Genomic DNA, 21,195 nt, shown 5'->3' on the forward strand with positions numbered 1-21,195 from the left:
GAGCAAAGCTCGCTAAAGCGTGATTTGTTTACATAAACTTTTCTTAGTGATGTCATGAATTCGTGCACAATAGGCGGGCAAACTTATTGATAAACAGGGCAATCCGTTAACGACATCAAGTCGTTAATCGCAGACTGGGAGGTAGAGTGGACGCCGTTACGATTAACAGTTTTTTTATGATAGGTGCCTTATTGATAGGCATCAGCGTATTACTTAGCCCTGTCTCCTCGAAATTGGGGATCCCGATTTTATTGGTGTTTCTCGCGGTTGGTATGTTGGCGGGAGAAGATGGCATTGGACAGATTGCCTTTGATAATTATCCCGTAGCCTATTTAGTCAGTAACCTCGCTCTGGCGATTATCTTGCTCGATGGCGGGATGCGCACTCGAGTGGCGAGTTTTCGCGTCGCATTCTGGCCTTCGGTCTCTCTCGCAACCTTAGGTGTTGCTGTGACCACCTTGCTTACTGGTTTGCTCGCGATGTGGCTATTCAATCTGAGCCTACTGCAAGGTGTCTTAGTTGGTGCGATTGTAGGTTCGACGGATGCGGCGGCGGTATTTTCTCTGCTCAAAGGGCGCAGCCTCAATGAACGGGTTGGTGCAACCTTGGAAATTGAGTCGGGAACCAACGACCCGATGGCGGTGTTTTTGACCGTTACCTTGATCGCAGTGCTTGGCAGCGCTGAAACCAATTTAAGCGCAGGCTTTTTATTGCTCAGTTTTGCCCAGCAGTTTGGTGTCGGAGCGCTGCTTGGCTTGGCGGGTGGCTGGATTTTATGGTGGCTAATCAATCGCAACCAATTACCGGAAGGTTTGTACTCGATTCTTGCGGTGAGTGGCGGTTTGATGATTTTCGCCTTGTCTAACGCATTGGGTGGCAGCGGAATTTTGTCGATTTATTTGACGGGGTTATTGCTCGGCAATCGTCCTACGCGCAGTCGTCACGCGATCCTTAACGTGCTCGATGGCATGACGTGGCTGGCGCAAATTGGCATGTTCTTGGTGCTGGGTTTGTTAGTCACACCATCGGAATTGATGGAGATTGCACTTCCCGGTTTAGCGTTGGCGGTGGGGATGATCCTCTTTGCGCGCCCCATTGCGGTATGGATTGGCCTTGCGCCGTTTAAAAGTTTTACCGCACGTGAGAAATGGTTTGTCTCTTGGGTTGGGCTACGTGGCGCCGTGCCGATCATCCTTGCGGTCTTCCCAATGATGGCGGGTTTGCCCAACGCCCAGCTTTACTTCAACCTCGCGTTTTTCGTGGTTATGGTGTCGCTGGTGGTGCAGGGTGGAACGCTGACCAAAGCCATGTCGCTGGCTAAAGTGGAACTGCCCCCAAAACCGGAGCCGATTTCGCGCACGGGCGTGGAAATTTATCCGACCAGCGAGTGGGAGTTGTTTATCTATAAACTCAAAGCCGACAAATGGTGTATCGGTGAGCCGCTGCGCAATCTCTTTATGCCGGAAGGTACCCGGATTGCGGCGGTGTTTCGCGATAATCAACTGCTGCACCCATCGGGGAGTACCGAATTATGCGAAGGCGACACCTTGTGTGTGATGGCGCAGGAGCGCGATCTGGAATCGCTCAGTCGTCTATTCAGCGAAGCACCAGAAAAAGCTTCTCTTGCGCGCTTCTTTGGCGACTTTTTCCTCGATATTGAAGCGAAATTGCAAGATGTGGCTTTGTTGTATGGTCTGGACTTAGGTGAGCTTGAGGCTGACGCTAAGCTTAAAGATCTGGTGTTAGAGCATTTGGGTGAAACGCCAGTGCTCGGCGATTACTTCGAATGGCATGGTTTGCAATGGGTGGTCGCCGATGTAGTGGACTGGAAAGTGACCAAAATCGGTCTGCGCTTACCGCCCGAAGAAGAGCTACAAGAAGGCGCCGAGTAACGATCGTTTGCGCCTTGACGTTGAGGTGGTGTTCAACGCCGACCAGCAATGGCAAGGCGTTTGGGTATAGCGCGAGTAAGCAGAAATGAGCGAGTAGATCACTCGCTCATTTCTTTTAGCAAGATCACTGCTTGAGTGCGGTTTTTCACCCCAAGTTTGCGGAAAATGGCCGTCATATGCGCTTTTATGGTGGCTTCCGACACATTCAATTCATAAGCAATCTGCTTGTTGAGCAGACCATCAGACAGCATGCCAAGTACCTTGTATTGCTGCGGAGTCAGCGCGGCGACTTTTTCCGCTAGGTCATTACCGACAAAGCCATCAACCAGTAAATGTGCGGGGAAATAAGGCTCGCCGTTGAGCACTTGATTGAGCGCGGCAATCAGGCTGCGCATATCGCTCGATTTTGGAATAAAGCCAAACGCGCCGTGACTTTTCACCTGCGATACCACGCTAGGTTCTTCACTAGCGGAAATGACTACTATCGGTAAATCTGGGTATTCGGAACGCAAGTGAATCAAACCTGACATGCCATTGGCGCCGGGCATTTTCAGATCCAGCAGCAGCAGGTCGGGCTCTGATTCTTTATTGAGTAGGGTGAGCAAAGCATCCAGCGAGTCCGCTTCCAGCAAATTCGCACCGCTGATCGCCATGTGCACCGATTGAAACAGCGCGTTACGAAACAGGGGATGGTCATCAGCAATGATGATGGTGTAGGTCGAGTCCATGACGTCACAACAGGTTTACCAAACAGTTATAGGAATTATTGTTCTGTTTAGCACAGTGAACAATCTTTACCCGTTAAAAGTCTGAACTGTATCCCTTTTTAAATGCATGAGTTTGAATAGCGAACACGATTTCGGTGGCGTCGCCCCACCGCAGTGCGAATGGGGCGACAACTTATAAACCTTGTTGTGTGAGATGGTCGAGAAACGGTTGCGCGGCCATAAAACCGGTAATACGAGCATTCGGTACTGGCTCGCCTTGCGCGTTCCAAAACTCAATGGTTGGCAAACCGAGCACATTCAGTGCCTTGAGTAACTCAATATCCTGCGGCTGATTTTTAGTGACATCGGCTTGCAGCAGTACAAAGCCGCTGAGCTTGGTTTCCACTTGCTTGGCGTGAAAGGTGTATTTCTCAAACTCTTTACAGGCCACGCACCAATCCGCGTAGAAATCGAGCATCACAGGTTTGCCTTGTGCTTTAGCCTCTGCCAGTGCGCTTTGCAGCTCGCTCAGGTTAGCGATGCGAGTAAATTGGATCTGTTTGACCTGCTGAGCGGTTTGAGTCGGTGCCAACCAGCGATTAAGCAGGGGCTGGGCGGAAGCCAGCAGTCCTAAAATCGCGACTATCCCAATTAAGCTCTGTTTCCAACCACCAAACGGCAGGCTGTTTTTGACATGGTACAGCCAGCCAAACGCCGCTAAACCGAGAGCCGACCACAGCACGCTGGACCAAAACTCAGGCACAATGCGCTCAAGCAGGAAAATCGGCGCCGCGAGCAGTACAAAACCGAACAGGGTTTTCACTCGCTCCATCCAGTTGCCCGCTTTAGGCAGCAATTTATTGCCAAACACGGCCACCAAAATCAGCGGAATCCCCATGCCGATGGCGAGCGCGTACAGGGCGACCGCGCCCGTGAGCAGATCGCCACTTTGCGCCACATAAAGCAGGGCGCCAGAAAGTGGCGCAGTGGTACAAGGCGAGCAGACCAAGCCTGAGATGGCGCCCATGGCAAACACACCGGGTAGGCTGCCACCTTGCTGAGCGTTACTCAATGAATTCAGCCAAGTCTGCACCCCGCTTGGTAACTGCAGGCTGTACAAACCAAACATGGAAAGGGCGAGCGCCACAAACAGCACGCTTAAACCCATCAGCACATAAGGGTGTTGTAGTGCGGCTTGAAATTGCAATCCAGCCGAAGCGACCACTAACCCAAGCAGGGTGTAAGTGAGCGCCATGCCTTGCACGTAAATCACGCTGAGCAGTAACGCGCGGCGTTGGGTGAGCTGGGCACCGCCAAGTACGATACTGGTTAAAATCGGATACATGGGCAGCACGCAAGGAGTGAAAGCCAGACCAACCCCAAGCGCTAAAAACAGCAGTGGCGTCCACCAATTTTGCGCCAGTTTGTTGGCCAGTGAATCTTGGGCAGACGTGGGGGCGTTATCGGTTTGTGGCAGTGTTGTTTGTGTTGATGTGTTGGTCTTAGGCTCGATAACGCGGTTTGATTCTGCGTTAAATGGCGTAATGTCGATCACTCGAGTTTCTGGTGGATAGCAGAAACCTGCTTTGGCGCAGCCTTGATACTGCACGATGACTTTGGCTCCGCTTTGATAAGCCACCAAAGGCAGCGGAACAGATAAAGGTGTTGTGTAGATTTTCACATCACCAAAAAACTCATCGTGATAAGGCTCACCTTCGGTCAATGAGTACTCACCGATCTCAAGATTTTCACCACTGATGCTGATCCTGTCTTGATAGAGGTAATATCCCTCTTTGACTTGCCAATCGATAAACAAGGTTGAGCCTTGCTGGAACGCATTAAACGGAAACGCTTCATCGACCGGAACAAAACGGTTTTGTGTCGGAGCAAAGCTTGCAGTGCCTGTGTTATTGCCAGCGTTATTACCAAAGATCGCCCAAGCGGGTTGGGTAAGCAGGGCGAACAGCAGTGAAAAACAGAGTATCAGTGTGCGCATGAGTCAAATCGTGATTAATCATTTACCGGTGATAGTAACCCAATCAGACCCGAGAAGGGCGCAATAAGTTTCAATAAGATGAACATCAACAAGGGAAGCCAGTGGCTTCCCTTGTCATTAGGTGTTGTTGATTCGAGGATGCGAAAGCTTTCCCCTTACTTTAGGATGTCGTTTTTCAAAGACGGCGACTGACCATGCAGGAACGCTCAGTCGCTGGTTAACAACGCTCGCGGCTACGCCATTATAAGCGATGGAACGATTACCCAGATCCGCTTGAATGGCATGCAACTGATAATCGGTGGCATCAAAGTGGGCAAACTCGGTGAGCGGTGTTGGGCTGGCGTTGAGTACCACCACCAAGCCTGATCGCGCAGCATCGAGGGAAGCATCATGCAGATCGCCTTGGTTATCAATGCTCATCACTATGACGCCCGGAATTTGCTCACTGCCTGTGTTGTGGAAATGGACGCGTTTGATGATCTCACTGCCTTTGCCTAACGTGAGTAGGGATGACGAGCGACGCAGTTGCACCAATTCATTGAAATAATCATTCATGGTGGTAATGTCGACGGCTTGTGGCTCGGCATTGGCTCCGGCTTGTGCAATCACGGTTTCAATGATCGACCAGTTGCTGCCGTCCTTGTCTTGACGTGGCAGGCCCACATTCCAGTTATTGCTGGTTTTGCTAAAATCAACGCGGTTATACCAGTCACCAGAGTCGTAAGAGTCACGCTGCATGGATTTAGAACGCAGTAACTCGCTTCCCATGTGTACAAAAGGCACACCTTGGCCTAATACCGCCGTCGCTAAGCTGACCGCTTGCATGTGCACTCGAGTGTGTAGTGGCAGCGCATAGTCAATTTTGTACTGCTGGTTATCCCACAAGGTTTGGTTATCGTGCTTAGAAACATAGTTTTGGATCTCCCATGCATCATTGGCATAACCTGCCGCTTGGCCGTTGTAGTCGAGTTCTGAGCCCTTGATGGTGTTGCCTGTTTGGTCAATAAAGGTGAAGGCTTTTAAATTCCCAGCCATACCAAGGCGAGTTAAATCTGCCAAGTGCAGTGCTTGAGCTCGCGTGTTGTTGCTCAGATCATTTTTTTGCACATAAATACCGTTACCCCAGCCTTGGTTAGCGCGTAGGCTCGCTTCGCCATCAAATGGGCCGCCACCGCGCACGGCATCACGCAGACGATCTGAAAACGAGCCAATGCCCGTTCCGGCCAAATTGGGTTGGGTTGCCTGTTTGAATTGGCGATCATTCGCCACTTCGCCAAAGTTCCAACCTTCGCCGTAGAAGTAAACATCAGGATTGATTTGCTTGGCCGCCGTTAAGGTTTGCTCAATTTGCGCCAGTGGGTGATGTCCCATCAAATCCCAGCGGAAGGCATCGATTTTGTACTCTTTAACCCAAGTACGAATCGAATCATCAATCAACTTAGCAAACATGCGATTTTCCGGTGCGGTATTCGAGCAGCAAGTAGAATTCTCGACCTGACCACTCCACTCATTCAAGCGTTGGTAGTACCAAGGGACGATGCGATCCAGTACCGATTTATCCGAAACCCCCGCTTCGTTGGTGTGGTTGTAAACCACATCCATCACCACATTCATCCCAATCTCTTGTTTGACCGCTTGCACCATCTCACGAAATTCTTTGATGCGGGTAACGCCGTCAGGTTGAGTGGCATACGAGCCTTCAGGCACGGTGTAGTGGAACGGATCATAGCCCCAGTTGAAGCTATCCACATCACGCAGAAAACCATTTAAACGCTGCACGAGAGGCTGCTCTTTCGAGTCTTTGGCTTTTAACGTGGTAAAGACGCTTTGCAGTGTGTCATTACCAGTGCAGTAAGCCGCTAAGTCACTGTCGTTTTTGAGTACGGGTTTGAGATCACACAAACGGCTAAATGGCTGATCCAAATTGACCACTTGCTCTGGGTCTTCATTGATGGTGGCAATATCAAACACGGGCAGCAAATGCAGATGGGTCACACCAGAACGAGCTAGCTGTTTTAAATGTTGTACGGGCTGACTCTCTTGCTCGCTAAAGGCGGCAAATTTACCGCGGTGCGCCGAAGTGACGGTGGTGTCGTGGGCAGAAAAATCACGGACGTGAGCTTCATACAAAATAAAATCGGCACGCTCGTGTTGTGGATGTGGCGCAGCTAACGTATCCCAGCCCTCAGGTTTGAGATCGGCATGATTGAGATCCACTACCTGACTGTAGAGTGAATTGATGGCCAAACTGTGCGAGTAAGGGTCTGTCACTTGATAGGTTTCAATCTGGTCAGTCGCAGGGTGATAGACGGTGATTTGTAGTAATCGCCATGCGCCAGTGCTGTGTTGACGGCACTCCAACTGCCTGACTGGGTATCAAAGCTCATCGCAATCGGTGTTTTGGCTTGTTTATCCGTCCCGTAAGGGATCAGCGATACCGCTTGCGCTGTCGGAGCCCATAAGCGGAAAGTGGTGCTGCCATCAGGATTGATCAGTGCGCCATATTGCAAAGTGCTCGCGCTATCCGCATACAGCGCATCCAAGGCACTGGCGGGCTGTACTTCGGTTGCTAAAAGGACGCCTGTGGTATCACTGGCAACCAGTAACAGTTGGCCTTGCAATAAGGTTTTGAGATCTAACCCTGCGGCTTGGAAATCAAACTCAAAGCCACGAAAGCCTGAGGTCAAATGCGGTTTTTGCGCTTGCCATTCGGTGCCGCTTGGGCGCTGAGAGGTAATCGTATGGTCGGCATTGAGTACGGTTTTACTGGCACTGTCAAAACGGAGTTGACCTTGTCGGGAGTAATACAGAGTGGCTGATGTCGCTTCCAGATTGCCCACCAGTAAGGTCGACGCATCCGCAAAAATCGCGCTTGCACCACTCAGTTCAACCTGATTTTGTGGCCGTTTTGCCAAAGGCTGGTAGTAAATTTTGTCGGTGCCTTTGAACACAAAGCCGATAGGGCCAATCGCTCCCGTTTTGGTGAAATCTAGTTTCAAATTGGCGGTTTGATAGTCGCCGTTGGTTTTATTGTTGGGGATAACATTGATGCAGTTATCGCGGCCATTAATCGGTAAATCCCAATAAGGGCCATAGGTTTTACTGTATCCGCTCGGCGCGATGCCCGGCCAAGCTGAATTGCTGGCCGCATAGTTTTGGCATTCACCTTCATTCCACACATGCAGGGTGAAGAAGCTTTCATCGCCATCTTGCGTATTGAGATACAGGCGCGCGGTATTGGCCGGCAGTGCATTACGGGGGATTAACTCTGGATAGACTGCCGCAACGCCTTGCTGGGTGTAAACCGCATTACCCGCACCTAACTGAGTTAAATCGACTTTGGCATCGTAATCGCCCAGTGGTTTTTGCCCATCAATCCGTGGAATAAAGTTAATGCACTGAGTGGACTCATTCGCATGATAGGGCAACTCCCAATAGGCGCCTAACTCATCATCAATCCCGGTGGGCAATAGACCCTTGGCCCAATCGTTCGCGTCAGGGTTATTGCCCGCATAGGCCGCGCACTGCTCATTGTTCCAAACATAAAGAGAAGCTTTGCTGTAAGGCGAGCTGTCACCACTGCGCTGGGCGGTGGTCGCTTGGTAATAGACTTTCACCAACTGTTGAGGGGTGACTGGGCCTTGGGTGTTGTTATCTGGATTAGTGTTTGACTCATTGCAGCCGAGCAGCACGGTACTGGCCAACATCGGCAGCAGCACGCGATTCACGCGTGAGAGATTGAAAGTAGGATTATTCACGTTCTCGTTCCTTAGAATTATAGAGGTTGTTGTTCAACACTATGAATAGGCTAAGGAAAATGCTGGGCTACGGAGTGTGAGACAACTCAATAAAGATCTTTTCGATGAAGAAAAATCCTCAAGCAGGGTAGAACATCACGAATGGTGGGAGGAGGAGCCGTGATTTAGAGCACGGATTGTAGGGTGAGATGACGTGCTATACAGAGCAAAGCCCTACTGAGTGCGCCAGTTAGCCTCGCTTTGCCTGATGGTGATGACAAGGTAGGGTTTGAAACGGATCGCATTTCTCAAGAAGATGATTTTCGAGAGAAATAAAGCTCCTCCAATCAGGAGAATGGCGATTGGCAGCGACAAAAAAGGGAGCCGCAGCTCCCATGATTTTGCACTTTATTCTTAGATAAACAGACTGCCAAAGAGGAAGCCAAAGGCAACGGCGCTGGCGATGGTGACCACACCTGGAATAAAGAATGGGTGGTTAAATACATAGCTACCAATACGCGTTGAACCTGTGTCATCCATTTCTACCGCGGCCAACAAGGTTGGGTAGGTTGGCAGTACGAACAGGGCGCTCACCGCAGCAAAAGAGGCTACTGCGGTCAGAGGTGCTACACCAATCGCCAGTGCTGCAGGCATCAGCGCAACTGTGGTTGCACCTTGTGAGTAAAGCAGCATAGAAGCAAAGAACAGCACTAGTGCCAGCATCCATGGGTAGTCAGCCAGCAGAGTACCAGCCACTTCTTTGATGCCATCGACGTGCGCGTTGACAAACGTTGAACCAAGCCAAGCCACACCCAGCACACAGACACAGGCTGTCATACCTGAGCGGAAGGTTGAAGCGGCTGGAATTTGTGCTGCGTCAATCTTAGTCAGTAGCACAATACCGGCTGCAGCTGCGAGCATGAAGGTCATGATCGCTTCGTTACGGCCAAGCGCTGGGTTTTCGATTAGACCAATCGAGTTTGAAATCGCCGCCGCGTAGCACTCCACCAGAATGATCGCGGTGAGGAAGATGTAAGTCGCGGTTTTCGCGGTTGGCAGAATTTCACGCTTCTGAGTACCCGCAAGCTTGATCAGACCTTGTGCCAGACGCTCTTGATAAATCGGATCATCTTTCAGCTCGCTGCCCATAAAGTTGGCCACAAACGCACCGACCATACAGGCGGCGAAGGTAGTTGGGATACAGATCGCCAGCAGTGTTAAGTAATCCACACCAAACGGCACCAACATCGCGGCAAAGGCAACGACGGCCGCTGAAATCGGTGAAGCGGTGATCGCGATTTGTGAGGCAACAACAGCAATCGAGAGTGGACGTGAAGGACGCACGCCTTGACCTTTTGCCACTTCGGCAATCACAGGCAAAGTGGAAAATGCGGTGTGGCCTGTACCTGCCATCAGTGTCATCAGGAAAGTGACAATCGGAGCGTAGAAGGTGATTCTTTCCGGATGTTTACGTAGGAAGTTTTCGGCCAGTTGGACCAGCCAATCCATACCGCCAGCCACTTGCATTGCGGCAATTGCGGTGATGACCGACATGATGATCAAGATGACATCGACCGGAATAAAGGCTTGTTTAGTCGGTACGCCAAGGATTAATGACAAGGCGATCACACCAGCACCACCGGCCAAACCAATGCCGATACCGCCAATCCGTGCGCCTATGAAGATGAAGAGGAGAACAATAGCCAGTTCGACCCAAATCATAATGATTACCTCATTTAAAGATGAAAAAATTATCTCAACACTCACCATAACGAGCGTTCAAATAATGCTTTCACCGCATTGAGTTTGATGAGAAAAGCCCCCAACAAAGGGGGCTTAAACCGAACGATTATTCGTAACGTTTTGCTTTGTACTGAGGATGCATCAGGTTCTCAACCGAGAAGATGTCATCGAGCTGCTCTTCAGTTAGCAAGCCGCGCTCAAGTACCACTTCGCGTACGCTCTTACCGGTTTCGGCACAGATCTTACCGACAATGTCACCCTCATGGTGGCCAATGTATGGGTTTAAGTAAGTCACGATACCGATAGAGTTAAACACGAAGTTTTCACAGATTTCTTTGTTGACTGTGATGCCATCAATGCACTTGTCGCGTAGGTTGACACAGGCGTTAGTCAGCAGAGAGATAGACTCAAACATCGCTTGAGCAATCACAGGCTCCATGACGTTCAACTGCAGTTGACCCGCTTCTGCGGCGAATGTAATGGTGTTGTCGTTACCGAATACTTTAAAGCAAACTTGGTTCACCACTTCTGGGATTACTGGGTTTACTTTCGCTGGCATGATGGACGAACCCGCTTGCAGTTCAGGCAAGTTGATTTCATTCAGACCTGCACGTGGACCAGAAGAGAGCAGACGTAGATCGTTACAGATCTTAGAGAGCTTCATCGCTAGACGTTTCAACGCGCCGTGAGTCATCACGTAAGCACCACAGTCAGAGGTGGCTTCAATCAGATCTTCTGCTGGAACGGTTTCTAAACCTGTCACTTGCGCCAGATATTTCACGGCCAGCTCTTGGTAACCCGGAGCGGCGTTCAGGCCAGTACCGATCGCGGTTGCGCCCAAGTTCACTTCCAAAAGCAGTTTTGAAGTGTATTGCAGCGCGCGGATCTCTTCATTCAGCGTCACAGCCCATGCGTGGAATTCTTGACCTACGGTCATAGGTACAGCGTCTTGCAACTGAGTACGACCCATTTTCAGGATGTTTTTGTACTCAGCCGCTTTAAGTTCGAATGAGCCTTTTAGGTATTCAATCGCATCAATCACTTTCAGGATGCTGTTGTAAACCGCGATGCGGAAACCCGTTGGGTATGCACAGTTGGTTGATTGGCTCTTGTTTACGTGGTCATTGGGGTTGATGAACTCGTATTGACCTTTTTGTTTGCCCATCAGCTCGAGTGCAACGTTAGCAATCACTTCGTTGGTGTTCATGTTCACTGACGTGCCCGCACCACCTTGGAATACATCTGACGGGAATTGATCCATGCACTTACCTGTTTCAAGAATCAAATCACACGCTTGAAGGATGTAGTTCGCCACATCTTTAGGAATCACGCCCAGCTCTTTGTTTGCCAGAGTGGCCGCTTTTTTGGTCATGATCATGCCGCGTACAAATTCAGGCACGTCAGAGATCGTAACGTTAGAGATGTTGAAGTTTTCGACAGCACGAAGGGTATGAATACCGTAGTAAGCATCAGCAGGAACGTGACGTTGACCTAACAGATCTTCTTCAACGCGGGTAGCCGGAGTCGCTGTTTTAGGCGCTTCAGATAGGGTAGCCATAAGGGGATCCTTAGATAATTATTCTGGTAAAAAACTAAATTAATAGCCATTTCTGTAATTTAAGAATCCATTCGTCAGAGTTTTTGGCTGGAAATCCGTCCTGACTTACGAGGCACATAATACTGTAAATGCATATTAAAAATAGTAACTGGATCACCTTTTAATACAATTTGATGGAAAATTTGCTGAGAGTTTTATCTATAACTATATAAAGAGAGAAAGCGGTATAAAAAGGAACGGATTTATGGTGAATCGTGCCGATTCAGCAAGGTTGTTGTCGGACCAAGATCTACAAGGATATGTCAGCCGCATACTGGATGTGATTCCGCTGCCGATCATTATTTCTAAATCTTCTGTGCTCGGACAAGGCGAGCGTGAGCATCTGCATTTTAATAAAGCTTTTGTGAAAGAGCTCGGGTATACCATGGCGCAGATCCCAAATATCGAGACTTGGTTTGAAAGGGCTTACCCACAAATTGACTATCGACAGGAGATCGTTGCGCAATGCCAAAAGACGGTCGATGAAGCGCGGGCGCAAGGCGAAGATGTCGCGCAGATGCCCGCTTTGATCATGTGTGCTGATGGGGTGCAGCGTTGGTTTTCCGTCTCAGCGCAAATCGAACCGTCCTGTCGTGACGATCTGCATATCATTACTTTTCGCAATATTCATGACTATAAAATCTCTCTTGCGGAAGCCGAGCGCCAATCGCAAATTGATCCATTGACTCAACTGAAAAATCGCCGAGGTTTCTTCACTTGGAGTGAGCCGATAGCACCTGAGACGCTACTGGGGTTGATAATTTTTGATATCGACCATTTTAAGCAAATCAACGATACCTACGGTCATCCTGCTGGAGACTATGTGCTGCGCCAAATCGCCGGATTGTTGGAGCAAAACTTACCTCCACTGTCTTGCTGTGTGCGTTGGGGCGGTGAAGAGTTTTTGGTCTGCTTTGAATGCGACGACATGGCGAATGTGATTGGGCTGGCCGAAAACATACGAGACTATGTTGAGAGCCATACCTTGATGTGGCAAGGACAGCAGATTGCTTTGACGCTCAGTGCTGGGTGCACCATGGGAGCGATGATGAGTCACAATTGGGACAATTTGTTACACACTGCTGATCAAGCGCTGCTGTCGGCGAAACGCTTGGGGCGCAATCGGGTGATTGCTGATCGGTAAACAAAAAGTGTTTGTTGGCGTCGGTTTTCTCTCTGGGTGACTTGTCAGCCATCTCGGTTGTGGTTAACGTGACCAAAACCAAGGAGGCATTGTGTTCCCGATACTACTGTTTTTATTTATTGCAGTCCCTGTGATTGAAATCGCGCTGTTTATTCAAGTCGGCGGCGTGCTCGGTGTGTGGCCGACCATCGCCCTTGTGCTGTTAACCGCAATTGTTGGTGCTTCGCTGGTGCGTAGCCAAGGTTTACAAACGCTGTTGACCGTACAACAGCGCCTAGCGCAAGGCCAACTGCCCGCACAGCAAATTTTAGAAGGGGTAATGTTAGCCGTGGCGGGTGTGTTGTTACTGACCCCAGGCTTTTTCACGGACATCCTCGGTATGCTGGTACTGCTGCCTGCGCCGCGTGCTTATTTCGCAAAGCAGTTGATGAGTCGTGTGGTGGTCGGCAATATCCACGCCAGTGGAGCCGGTTTTGAGCAGCCCAACCCTTTTCACGATCGTGCAAATCCAAACGGCACGACCTATGAAGGTGAATTTGAGCGCAAAGACGATCAAGACCAGCACCGTTTGAAATAATACCTTAGGTCAGTCGGTTACTTTGATGGTGTATTAGCGTGCGCCATCAAACCCCATTTGACGCCACGCTTCAAAAGCAATAATCGCTACCGCATTGGAAAGGTTTAGGCTGCGCGCTTCTGGCATCATCGGGATTCGAATCCGCTGCTCGGCGGGCAAGCTGGCAATCAGCTCGGCAGGCAAACCGCGTGTTTCTGGACCAAACAGCAGCACATCGCCTTGTTGAAATTGGGCATCCACATGATGTTGTGTGGTTTTCGTGGTGCAAGCAAACAAGCGGAAAGAGCCTCGCTCACGCTGTAAGTATTCGATAAACGCGGCGTAATCTTTATGGCGCGTCACTCGAGCTAAATCATGGTAATCCAAACCGGCGCGGCGCACCTTTTTCTCTTCCAGATCAAAACCCAGTGGCTCGATGAGATGCAAGTTCGCGCCACAGTTGGCACACAAACGAATGATGTTACCCGTATTGGGTGCGATTTCGGGTTCGTAGAGAGCGATATCAAACATAACGGATGGTCAATGAAATAAAGAAGGGGCGAGTATAGCCCCTTCTGATGATTTACGCAGCTTGGGTGAGTGCGATGGCGTAGTTTTCACTGACCGCTTCCCAGTTCACCACATTCCACCACGCATCAATGTACTCAGGGCGGCGGTTTTGGTAGCGAATGTAGTAAGCGTGTTCCCACACATCAAGGGCAAGAATCGGCTCGCCACGCACGGCAACCACATCCATCAATGGGTTATCTTGGTTGCTGGTGGAAGTAATGCTCAGTTGACCTTGTTGCACGATAAGCCAGACAAAACCAGAGCCAAAGGTGTTCACGGCCGCTTGCGAGAAGGCTTCTTTGAACTGCGCAAAACTGCCAAATTGACGTTCGATCTCTGCGGCCAATTCGCCTTGTGGCTCGCCGCCAGCGTTAGGCTTCATACAGTTCCAATACACAATGTGGTTATAGTAGCCACCACCGTGGTTACGCACGGCCGCGGGTAAGGTCGAAACGCGCGCGAAAATCTCGCTCAGTGGCCTATCTTCATGCTCAGTCCCCTTGATGGCAGACAGAAATTTATCGTAGTAAGTGCGGTGGTGCTTGCTGTAATGCACCTCCATGGTCTTGGTATCAATATAAGGTTCTAACGCATCGTAAGCGTAAGGTAGATCGGGAAATAGATGGGGCATAGTATCCTCCTTGGATGAATATCGCTTGGCTATCAGCAAGGCGGATAGCAAGGGTATTCTTTTATGTTAATGATAATTAATATCATTAACAACCTGGAGATTGTGAGGATATTGCTGCCCCGAGTTACTGCGTTAAGCGCTCGCCAGAGGTAAAGTAAAGCGAACTTGTAAGCCTCCTAAGTGACTGCGGTTTGCGCTGATAGTGCCACTGTGTTGGCGAATGGCATTTTCGGTGATGGCTAAACCAAGCCCTGTGCCACCGCTGTGTCGATCCCGCGCTGTCGAGACGCGATAGAACGGGCGGAAAATATCCGCCAACTCCTCTTCGGGTACACCTTCGCCATCATCATCGACGCTCACGATGAGTTGCTGGTCTTGAATGGTAAAGGCTACGTGGATCTGCTGTTGCCCGTAGTGGATCGCGTTACGCACCACGTTTTCCAATGCACTCATCAGTAATTTGGGCGTGCCGTTGATGGTTCGCTCTGGGATCGCGTCAAAAGTCAGCATTTTGTGCATCTGTTCAGCTTCAAATTGCGCATCTTTGAGCAACTCTTCCCATAAACTACTCAGTGGCTGCACTTCGCGCATTAAATGGCTATTGATTTGCATGCGTGAGAGCGCCAGTAAATCCCCAATCATCTGCTCTAAACGTTGTGCTTCGGTATCGATCCGTTCTAATTCACTGCTACTGCCGAGTTTACGCATTGCCAGCGCGTTGGCCATGCGTAGCCGAGTTAAGGGGGAACGCAATTCGTGGGAGATGTCAGAAAGCAGTCTTTGCTGCCCAGAAACCATCTGATTGACCGCATCCACCATCTGGTTAAAGCTGCGTCCCGCCTGTTGAAACTCCGCTGTGCCGCGTTCTAATTTCGGGTCATGCACAAATTCGCCCCGCGCGACACGCTGCGCGGCTTGAGCCAGATTTTGCGCCGGTTTACTCAAGGCCCACGCCAGCCACAGTAGCAGCGGGGTGCTCACCAGCATGATCGCCAACAAGAGTTGGAAGGGTTTATCAAACAGACGCAGCAAAAACGGCGGTGGTTCATCCCAGCGCATACCGACATACAACAGCAGATCTTGTTTGGCTAACGTAATGGGCACTGGGCCTGCCAACATATAACGGCCATACAGGCGCTGCTGCGGTTTTTGAACCGATTCAATACTGGAGCAGAAGTTTTGCATCGCTTTAAAACGAAAATCGGTCTGCTTTGAGTTGGTGATAATGTTGCTTTCCAAATCGGTGATAAAAAAACGCGGCTGACCATCGTGTTTACGGTGCTGACTGTCTGGCCCTTCGAGCTGAAACAGAATGGCTCTTAAGTCGCTTTGGTTGCGAAATTGCTGTTCAAAGCGATCTCTGCTCTCGAGCAAACGTTGATGCGTTTCGGGTGATAAGTCACGCGATTTACGCGGGTCAAGATGAGGTAGGGTCAATACCGCGAACAGTACCAACAGCATGGTAAACCAGAAAATCGCAAAGATGCGCCCATACAGGTTATTCAATTTCGGTAACGGTAGACGCATTACTCCTCCTGAACCATTAAGTAGCCGCGACCGCGCAAGGTTTTGATCCGTGCTTTGCCATCTGGCCGCTCAGGCAGTTTTTTGCGCAGGTTAGACACATGCATATCGATGGCTCGATCAAATGCCGCAAGGTGCTTGCCGAGCACTTCAATACTCAGCATCTCTTTGGTCAAGGTTGCTCCGGGCGACTGCACAAAGTGAGTGAGCAGGGCAAATTCCGTAGTCGTCAGTTCCAGCAGTTGTCCTTGGCAGTAGGCTTCCTGTTTTCCTGGGTAGACTTGAATGTCCTGACACTCGATGACATCGCTGTTTTTAGGCGTGAGGCCGTTTTGCGTACGGCGCAAAATCGCACGAATGCGCGCCAGCAACTCGCGATCGCTAAAAGGTTTGGGCAGATAATCATCCGCTCCGAGCTCTAAGCCGATCACCCGATCGATCTCTTCGCCTTTCGCGGTCAGCATTAAAACCGGCGTTGCCCATTTTTCGCGCAGACGCTTGAGGGTTTCCATGCCATTAAGCTTAGGCATCATCACATCGAGTAGGATCAAGTCGATCTCATCGCTGACCGCGGCTAGTCCGGCTTCACCGTCATTGGCTTGTGAAATTTCAAAGCCTTCGTACTGTAAAACCTCGGTCAATAGACTGGTCAATTCGGTGTCATCATCGATCAAAAGGATATGTGCCATAGCTGCCTCGTGTATTGCTTTGTTACCTTCAGTTTACCGTGAAAAAAGTGCTGTGGTCAGTGAGCAATCTGCTCTTTACGATTCTTTACGCTCCCTATACGTCACTTGACCTTGCAAGTCGTAATCTATGTTCAAGCGCTGCAGAGCAGCCTAATCGATAACGAAACGAAATGTAGAGGAACGAACGATGAAACTTGCCAAAAAAATGATTTTAGCCGCGGCTGTCCTACCGCTGACTCTGGGAACGACGGCGGCGCTGGCTTACGGTGGTCACGGTTGGGATAAAGAGGGTGATGGACATTGTGGCGACCGCGGTGAACGTGGGATCTGGAAACAGCTTGATTTAACCGCTGAGCAGCAAGCCCAACTCAAAGAGATGCGTGAGGCTGGACGTGAAGAGATGCGCGCTAATCGCGGGCAAAGCCATGATGCAATGAAAGCATTGCACGCGCAGGAGCGCGCTCTGGTGCTCGCGGCTGATTTTGACCAAGCAGCCGCTGAGAATCTGGCAAAACAGATGGTAGATCAGCAAGTGACTCATCGCGTAAAAATGATGGAAAAACGCCACCAAATGATGAGCATTTTGACTGCCGAACAGAAAGCCAAGTTGCAAACCCTGCAACAAGAGAAAATGGCGGAATGCATGCAAGATGGCCAACATGGCAAAGGCAAAAAACACGCTAGTCAATAATCGAACGACTCACGACTCTTACTTCAACAAGGCGGCCTAAGTGCTGCCTTGTGGTTTTGGATTTCTCGGTTATCTCCTCCTTCTTCCGCTTGAAGCGGCGCAGTGTTGACTGGGCTCGTTCCACCTGACACCTGCAACGCTCACTCGTTTGGGTATATACTCGGTCTTCTGTCTGACAACCCAAGAAAAAGGGAAGCGTGATGAAAAAAGAATACGCTCGTTTGGTCACCATGGCCGCTTGGACCGCGACGGCGGTAGCCTCGCTGCTCTTGGTGGTCAAGGTTGCAGCGTGGTGGGTAACGGGGTCAGTGAGCTTACTGGCGTCTTTAATCGACTCAGTACTCGATATCGCCGCCTCTGTGGTTAACCTTATCGTATTACGTTTTGCACTACAGCCCGCTGACCATGAACATGCGTTTGGGCATGGTAAAGCAGAATCGCTCGCGGCACTGGCACAAGCCATGTTTATTTCGGGCTCCGCGTGCTTTTTGATCCTCAACGGTGTCGACCGCTTCTTCCGACCCCATGAATTGAATGCTCCTGAATTAGGCATCTATGTCAGCGCCATCGCCATATTGGTGACTTTTGGCTTAGTACTGTTTCAGCGCTATGTGGTCAGAAAAACCGGCAGCCAAGCGATTGCCGCAGACTCGCTCCATTATCAATCCGATCTGCTGATGAACGCGGCCATCATGGTTGCGCTGGGATTAAGTTGGTGGGGATTGGGTCAAGCGGATGCCATTTTTGCGATCGGTATCGGTCTCTATATCTTATTCAGCGCCTTTAAAATGGTGCATGATGCGGTGCAGACGCTGCTTGACCGTAAATTACCCGATGAAGAGTTGGAACAAATTCATGCGATCTGCCTCAGTGTGGCTGGCGTGATTGGTATGCATCAACTGCGTACGCGTATGTCCGGCCCGGTGCGCTTCATTCAGCTCCATTTGGAATTAGATGACAACATTTCGTTGCTCGAAGCACATCAGATCTCGGATCGGGTGGAGGATAAATTGCGTGAACATTTTGTGGGGGCTGATGTTTTGATCCACCAAGACCCGCATTCCGTGGTGCTTGAGGCCGAGCAGCAACAAAAATCGCTCCAGTGAGGCGACAAAAGGCGTCAGTTTGACTATCTTTTCCCCAAGTTAACAAAAAAACGCCAACCCTGACATGAATCAACACAGGGTGAGCACAAAACTGTAATACTCTTACATAAGTAGAAAACTTACAGAATTTAGTGCAAATAACAGTAGTATTCCTAATCGGGAAAGGTAACATTACGCACAGTTTTTGAATTTTTCTGTCTGGTTCCTTACAAGCCAGACGGCGTAGAAATTGATATTCGATTCGCAAAGTTCGAGGGTGAGCATGATTAAAAAAATCGGTGTTTTGACGAGTGGTGGCGATGCCCCAGGTATGAATGCAGCTATTCGCGGCGTGGTGCGTACAGCACTTGGCGCAGGTTTAGAAGTGTTTGGTATTTACGACGGCTACCAAGGTCTGTACGAAGATCGTATTAAGCAGCTAGACCGTTCAAGCGTGTCTGACGTGATCAACCGTGGCGGTACTTTTTTAGGCTCTGCACGCTTCCCACAATTTCGTGAAGTTGAAGTGCGCGAAAAAGCGATTGAAAACCTGAAAAAGCACGGCATTGAAGCGCTGGTTGTGATTGGTGGTGACGGCTCTTACATGGGCGCCAAAAAACTGACCGAAATGGGTTTCCCTTGTATCGGTCTGCCAGGCACGATTGATAACGATATCGCGGGCACCGACTACACCATCGGTTATTTGACTGCCCTGAACACCGTTATTGAAGCGATTGACCGTCTGCGCGATACCTCTTCTTCACACCAACGTATCTCTATCGTAGAAATCATGGGTCGTCACTGTGGTGACTTGACGCTGACCTCTGCGATTGCGGGTGGCTGTGAATACATCATCACACCGGAAACGGGTCTGAATATGGAGCAGCTGATTTCCAATATCAAAGATGGTATTGCGAAAGGCAAAAAGCACGCGATCATTGCGCTGACTGAGCTGATGATGGATGCCAACAAACTGGCCAAAGAGATTGAATCGGCGACAGGCCGTGAAACTCGCGCAACTGTATTAGGCCATATTCAACGTGGTGGTAAACCTACCGCATTTGACCGTGTACTGGCATCGCGCATGGGTAACTACGCGGTGCATCTATTGATGGAAGGTCACGGTGGTCGTTGTGTGGGTATCCAGAAAGAGCAACTGGTTCACCACGACATCATTGATGCGATTGAAAACATGAAGCGTCCTGTACGCACTGACCTGTACAAAGTCGCTGAAGAGCTGTTCTAAGTTCGCAGCACTTTGTATTCAGAGACAAAAAGACCGCCAAGGCGGTCTTTTTTATACGGGTTTGTTTATATGCGGATTAGAGAATGATGTCGCGCACTTGTTGGTCTTTACGCTCCAGATAGTGAATTGAGCGAATACGACGAATGGTGCGACAGCGGCCACGGATCAGCAGTGTTTCTGTTGTTGCGATATTGCCTTTGCGACTGATGCCATCAAGCAAATCACCTTTGGTGATGCCGGTGGCCGCGAAAATCACGTTATCGCTGCGTGCCATGTCTTCCATTTTCAGCACTTTACCGGCTTCTACGCCCATTTGTTGACAGCGTTCGAGCTCTTTTGCCCCCCAAATGCGATTATCTTCGCTATCGCCTTTGACTTGATGACGCGGCAGTAAACGGCCTTGCATGTCGCCATCCAGCGCGCGGATCACCGCCGCAGAGACTACGCCTTCTGGTGCCCCACCAATGCAGTACATCATGTCCACTTCACTATCGGGCATACAGGTCAGAATCGATGCGGCGACATCGCCATCCGGCACTGCAAAAACGCGTACGCCTATCTGTTGCATTTGCGCAATCACTTGGTCGTGGCGCGGTTTGGCAAGCGTGATCACCACCAAATCGGTTAAGGGTTTGCCGAGTGCTTTTGCGACATGGTTTAGGTTATCTTTGAGCGGCAAATTGAGGTCGATGCAGCCTTTTGCACCGGGGCCAACCACCAACTTTTCCATGTACATATCGGGCGCTTTCAGGAAACTGCCTTTTTCACCGGCTGCAAGCACGGCTAAGGCATTGGATTGTCCCATGGCGGTCATGCGAGTACCTTCGATAGGGTCGACCGCAATATCAACCGCATCGCCCCCCAGACCGACTTGCTCGCCAATGTACAGCATAGGCGCTTCATCAATTTCGCCTTCACCAATCACAATTTCACCGCTGATCTCCGTTTGGTTGAGCAGGATGCGCATCACTTCTACCGCAGCACCATCGGCGGCATTTTTATCGCCACGTCCTAACCATTTATAGCCTGCGAGTGCGGCACCTTCGGTGACGCGGGAAAAAGCCATTGCTAAATCGCGTTTCATGTTTGCTTTGCTCCAAACCCAAGAGAGAAATTTTGCGCGGCATTCTACCACACTCCCAAGTAAACGTTTGCCTTTTGCGGCGATTCGCCTTTGCCTTTGATCAAAAACGCGCAAGATAAGTCGAGGTTTGCTCGAAAATGCCAGCTCGGATCGGGCTTAGCGGCTCGTTAAGTTAAGCTTGGGTCAAATTGCGCGGTTTTTTTAACCGAATAGCGAAAAAGATCGAACTTAGGGCGTGTTTCTGTGCACAGGGCTGAGTAGAATGAACTCAATCAGTGAAGTCCACTTCACCTCAACCGAATC

General features: G+C 50.1%; 15 protein-coding genes and 1 pseudogene. 6 read left to right on the forward strand and 10 right to left on the reverse strand.

The genetic code is table 11. The features are described from left to right. Positions 1-146 precede the first annotated feature (146 nt). Positions 147-1,892 carry a potassium/proton antiporter gene (locus tag T411_RS0107995; RefSeq protein ID WP_000340296.1) on the forward strand — a complete coding sequence of 582 codons (1,746 nt, stop codon included), beginning with the start codon at positions 147-149 and terminating at the stop codon, positions 1,890-1,892. A gap of 98 nt (positions 1,893-1,990) precedes the next feature. Here T411_RS0107995 and T411_RS0108000 read toward each other — a convergent pair whose 3' ends face one another. From T411_RS0108000 to aspA, 5 genes and pseudogenes are all read right to left on the reverse strand, one after another. Continuing rightward, positions 1,991-2,620, reverse strand: a complete 630-nt coding sequence (locus T411_RS0108000; protein ID WP_000378642.1) for a response regulator — start codon at positions 2,618-2,620, stop codon at positions 1,991-1,993. Between the two features lie 172 nt (positions 2,621-2,792). Beyond that, the gene (locus T411_RS0108005; protein ID WP_001259539.1) at positions 2,793-4,595 is read right to left on the reverse strand and encodes a protein-disulfide reductase DsbD; all 1,803 of its coding nucleotides are present in this window, start codon (positions 4,593-4,595) and stop codon (positions 2,793-2,795) included. 117 nt (positions 4,596-4,712) lie between these two features. Further along, positions 4,713-8,353 (reverse strand): annotated as a pseudogene (gene pulA, locus T411_RS1000000120790) (pullulanase-type alpha-1,6-glucosidase). A gap of 393 nt (positions 8,354-8,746) precedes the next feature. Continuing rightward, positions 8,747-10,054, reverse strand: a complete 1,308-nt coding sequence (locus T411_RS0108020; protein WP_000638373.1) for an anaerobic C4-dicarboxylate transporter — start codon at positions 10,052-10,054, stop codon at positions 8,747-8,749. Positions 10,055-10,181: 127 nt separating this feature from the next. Next, positions 10,182-11,633, reverse strand: a complete 1,452-nt coding sequence (aspA, locus tag T411_RS0108025) for an aspartate ammonia-lyase (RefSeq protein ID WP_000224052.1) — start codon at positions 11,631-11,633, stop codon at positions 10,182-10,184. Positions 11,634-11,877: 244 nt separating this feature from the next. Here aspA and T411_RS0108030 point away from each other — a divergent pair, with 244 nt between their 5' ends. Next, positions 11,878-12,816 carry a GGDEF domain-containing protein gene (locus T411_RS0108030; RefSeq protein ID WP_000248088.1) on the forward strand — a complete coding sequence of 313 codons (939 nt, stop codon included), beginning with the start codon at positions 11,878-11,880 and terminating at the stop codon, positions 12,814-12,816. 91 nt (positions 12,817-12,907) lie between these two features. Next, positions 12,908-13,393: an FxsA family protein gene (locus T411_RS0108035; protein ID WP_000483998.1), complete on the forward strand. Its 486-nt coding sequence runs from the start codon at positions 12,908-12,910 to the stop codon at positions 13,391-13,393. Between the two features lie 33 nt (positions 13,394-13,426). Here the strand turns inward: T411_RS0108035 and trmL are convergent, their stop codons facing one another. The 4 genes from trmL to T411_RS0108055 form a co-directional block, all read right to left on the reverse strand. Beyond that, positions 13,427-13,903 carry a tRNA (uridine(34)/cytosine(34)/5-carboxymethylaminomethyluridine(34)-2'-O)-methyltransferase TrmL gene (gene trmL, locus T411_RS0108040; RefSeq protein ID WP_000459569.1) on the reverse strand — a complete coding sequence of 159 codons (477 nt, stop codon included), beginning with the start codon at positions 13,901-13,903 and terminating at the stop codon, positions 13,427-13,429. A gap of 52 nt (positions 13,904-13,955) precedes the next feature. Further along, complete coding sequence (locus T411_RS0108045; protein ID WP_001120293.1) at positions 13,956-14,573, reverse strand: superoxide dismutase; 618 nt, start codon at positions 14,571-14,573, stop codon at positions 13,956-13,958. Between the two features lie 132 nt (positions 14,574-14,705). Continuing rightward, the gene (gene cpxA / locus T411_RS0108050; RefSeq protein WP_001239207.1) at positions 14,706-16,100 is read right to left on the reverse strand and encodes an envelope stress sensor histidine kinase CpxA; all 1,395 of its coding nucleotides are present in this window, start codon (positions 16,098-16,100) and stop codon (positions 14,706-14,708) included. Beyond that, a complete protein-coding gene (locus T411_RS0108055; RefSeq protein WP_000940152.1) occupies positions 16,100-16,786 on the reverse strand; it encodes a response regulator in 687 nt (228 codons plus the stop codon). The genes cpxA and T411_RS0108055 overlap by 1 nt, the downstream gene beginning before the upstream one ends. Before the next feature lie 187 nt (positions 16,787-16,973). Between T411_RS0108055 and T411_RS0108060 the strand changes: the two genes are divergently transcribed. From T411_RS0108060 to pfkA, 3 genes are all read left to right on the forward strand, one after another. Then, on the forward strand, positions 16,974-17,477 hold the full coding sequence (locus T411_RS0108060; RefSeq protein WP_000761521.1) for a CpxP family protein: 504 nt from the start codon (positions 16,974-16,976) through the stop codon (positions 17,475-17,477). A 200-nt stretch (positions 17,478-17,677) separates the two neighbouring features. Then, the gene (fieF, locus tag T411_RS0108065) at positions 17,678-18,583 is read left to right on the forward strand and encodes a CDF family cation-efflux transporter FieF (RefSeq protein ID WP_000712631.1); all 906 of its coding nucleotides are present in this window, start codon (positions 17,678-17,680) and stop codon (positions 18,581-18,583) included. A gap of 262 nt (positions 18,584-18,845) precedes the next feature. After that, positions 18,846-19,808: a 6-phosphofructokinase gene (gene pfkA, locus T411_RS0108070; protein WP_000591796.1), complete on the forward strand. Its 963-nt coding sequence runs from the start codon at positions 18,846-18,848 to the stop codon at positions 19,806-19,808. Positions 19,809-19,884: 76 nt separating this feature from the next. On the opposite strand, the gene glpX is transcribed toward pfkA, so the two are convergent. After that, positions 19,885-20,892: a class II fructose-bisphosphatase gene (gene glpX, locus T411_RS0108075; protein ID WP_000817538.1), complete on the reverse strand. Its 1,008-nt coding sequence runs from the start codon at positions 20,890-20,892 to the stop codon at positions 19,885-19,887. Between the last annotated feature and the right edge of the window lie 303 nt (positions 20,893-21,195).

Source organism: Vibrio cholerae ATCC 14035 (assembly GCF_000621645.1).
Taxonomy (GTDB): domain Bacteria; phylum Pseudomonadota; class Gammaproteobacteria; order Enterobacterales; family Vibrionaceae; genus Vibrio; species Vibrio cholerae.

Excerpts from the sequence above, each read along its gene's own strand:
- T411_RS0108055 (WP_000940152.1), bottom strand. The coding sequence starts at position 16,786 with ATGGCACATATCCTTTTGATCGATGATGACACCGAATTGACCAGTCTA.
- T411_RS0108030 (WP_000248088.1), top strand. The coding sequence starts at position 11,878 with ATGGTGAATCGTGCCGATTCAGCAAGGTTGTTGTCGGACCAAGATCTA.
- glpX (WP_000817538.1), bottom strand. The coding sequence starts at position 20,892 with ATGAAACGCGATTTAGCAATGGCTTTTTCCCGCGTCACCGAAGGTGCC.
- T411_RS0108020 (WP_000638373.1), bottom strand. The coding sequence starts at position 10,054 with ATGATTTGGGTCGAACTGGCTATTGTTCTCCTCTTCATCTTCATAGGC.
- fieF (WP_000712631.1), top strand. The coding sequence starts at position 17,678 with ATGAAAAAAGAATACGCTCGTTTGGTCACCATGGCCGCTTGGACCGCG.
- pfkA (WP_000591796.1), top strand. The coding sequence starts at position 18,846 with ATGATTAAAAAAATCGGTGTTTTGACGAGTGGTGGCGATGCCCCAGGT.
- T411_RS0108045 (WP_001120293.1), bottom strand. The coding sequence starts at position 14,573 with ATGCCCCATCTATTTCCCGATCTACCTTACGCTTACGATGCGTTAGAA.
- trmL (WP_000459569.1), bottom strand. The coding sequence starts at position 13,903 with ATGTTTGATATCGCTCTCTACGAACCCGAAATCGCACCCAATACGGGT.
- T411_RS0108060 (WP_000761521.1), top strand. The coding sequence starts at position 16,974 with ATGAAACTTGCCAAAAAAATGATTTTAGCCGCGGCTGTCCTACCGCTG.
- T411_RS0108005 (WP_001259539.1), bottom strand. The coding sequence starts at position 4,595 with ATGCGCACACTGATACTCTGTTTTTCACTGCTGTTCGCCCTGCTTACC.
- cpxA (WP_001239207.1), bottom strand. The coding sequence starts at position 16,100 with ATGCGTCTACCGTTACCGAAATTGAATAACCTGTATGGGCGCATCTTT.
- aspA (WP_000224052.1), bottom strand. The coding sequence starts at position 11,633 with ATGGCTACCCTATCTGAAGCGCCTAAAACAGCGACTCCGGCTACCCGC.
- T411_RS0108000 (WP_000378642.1), bottom strand. The coding sequence starts at position 2,620 with ATGGACTCGACCTACACCATCATCATTGCTGATGACCATCCCCTGTTT.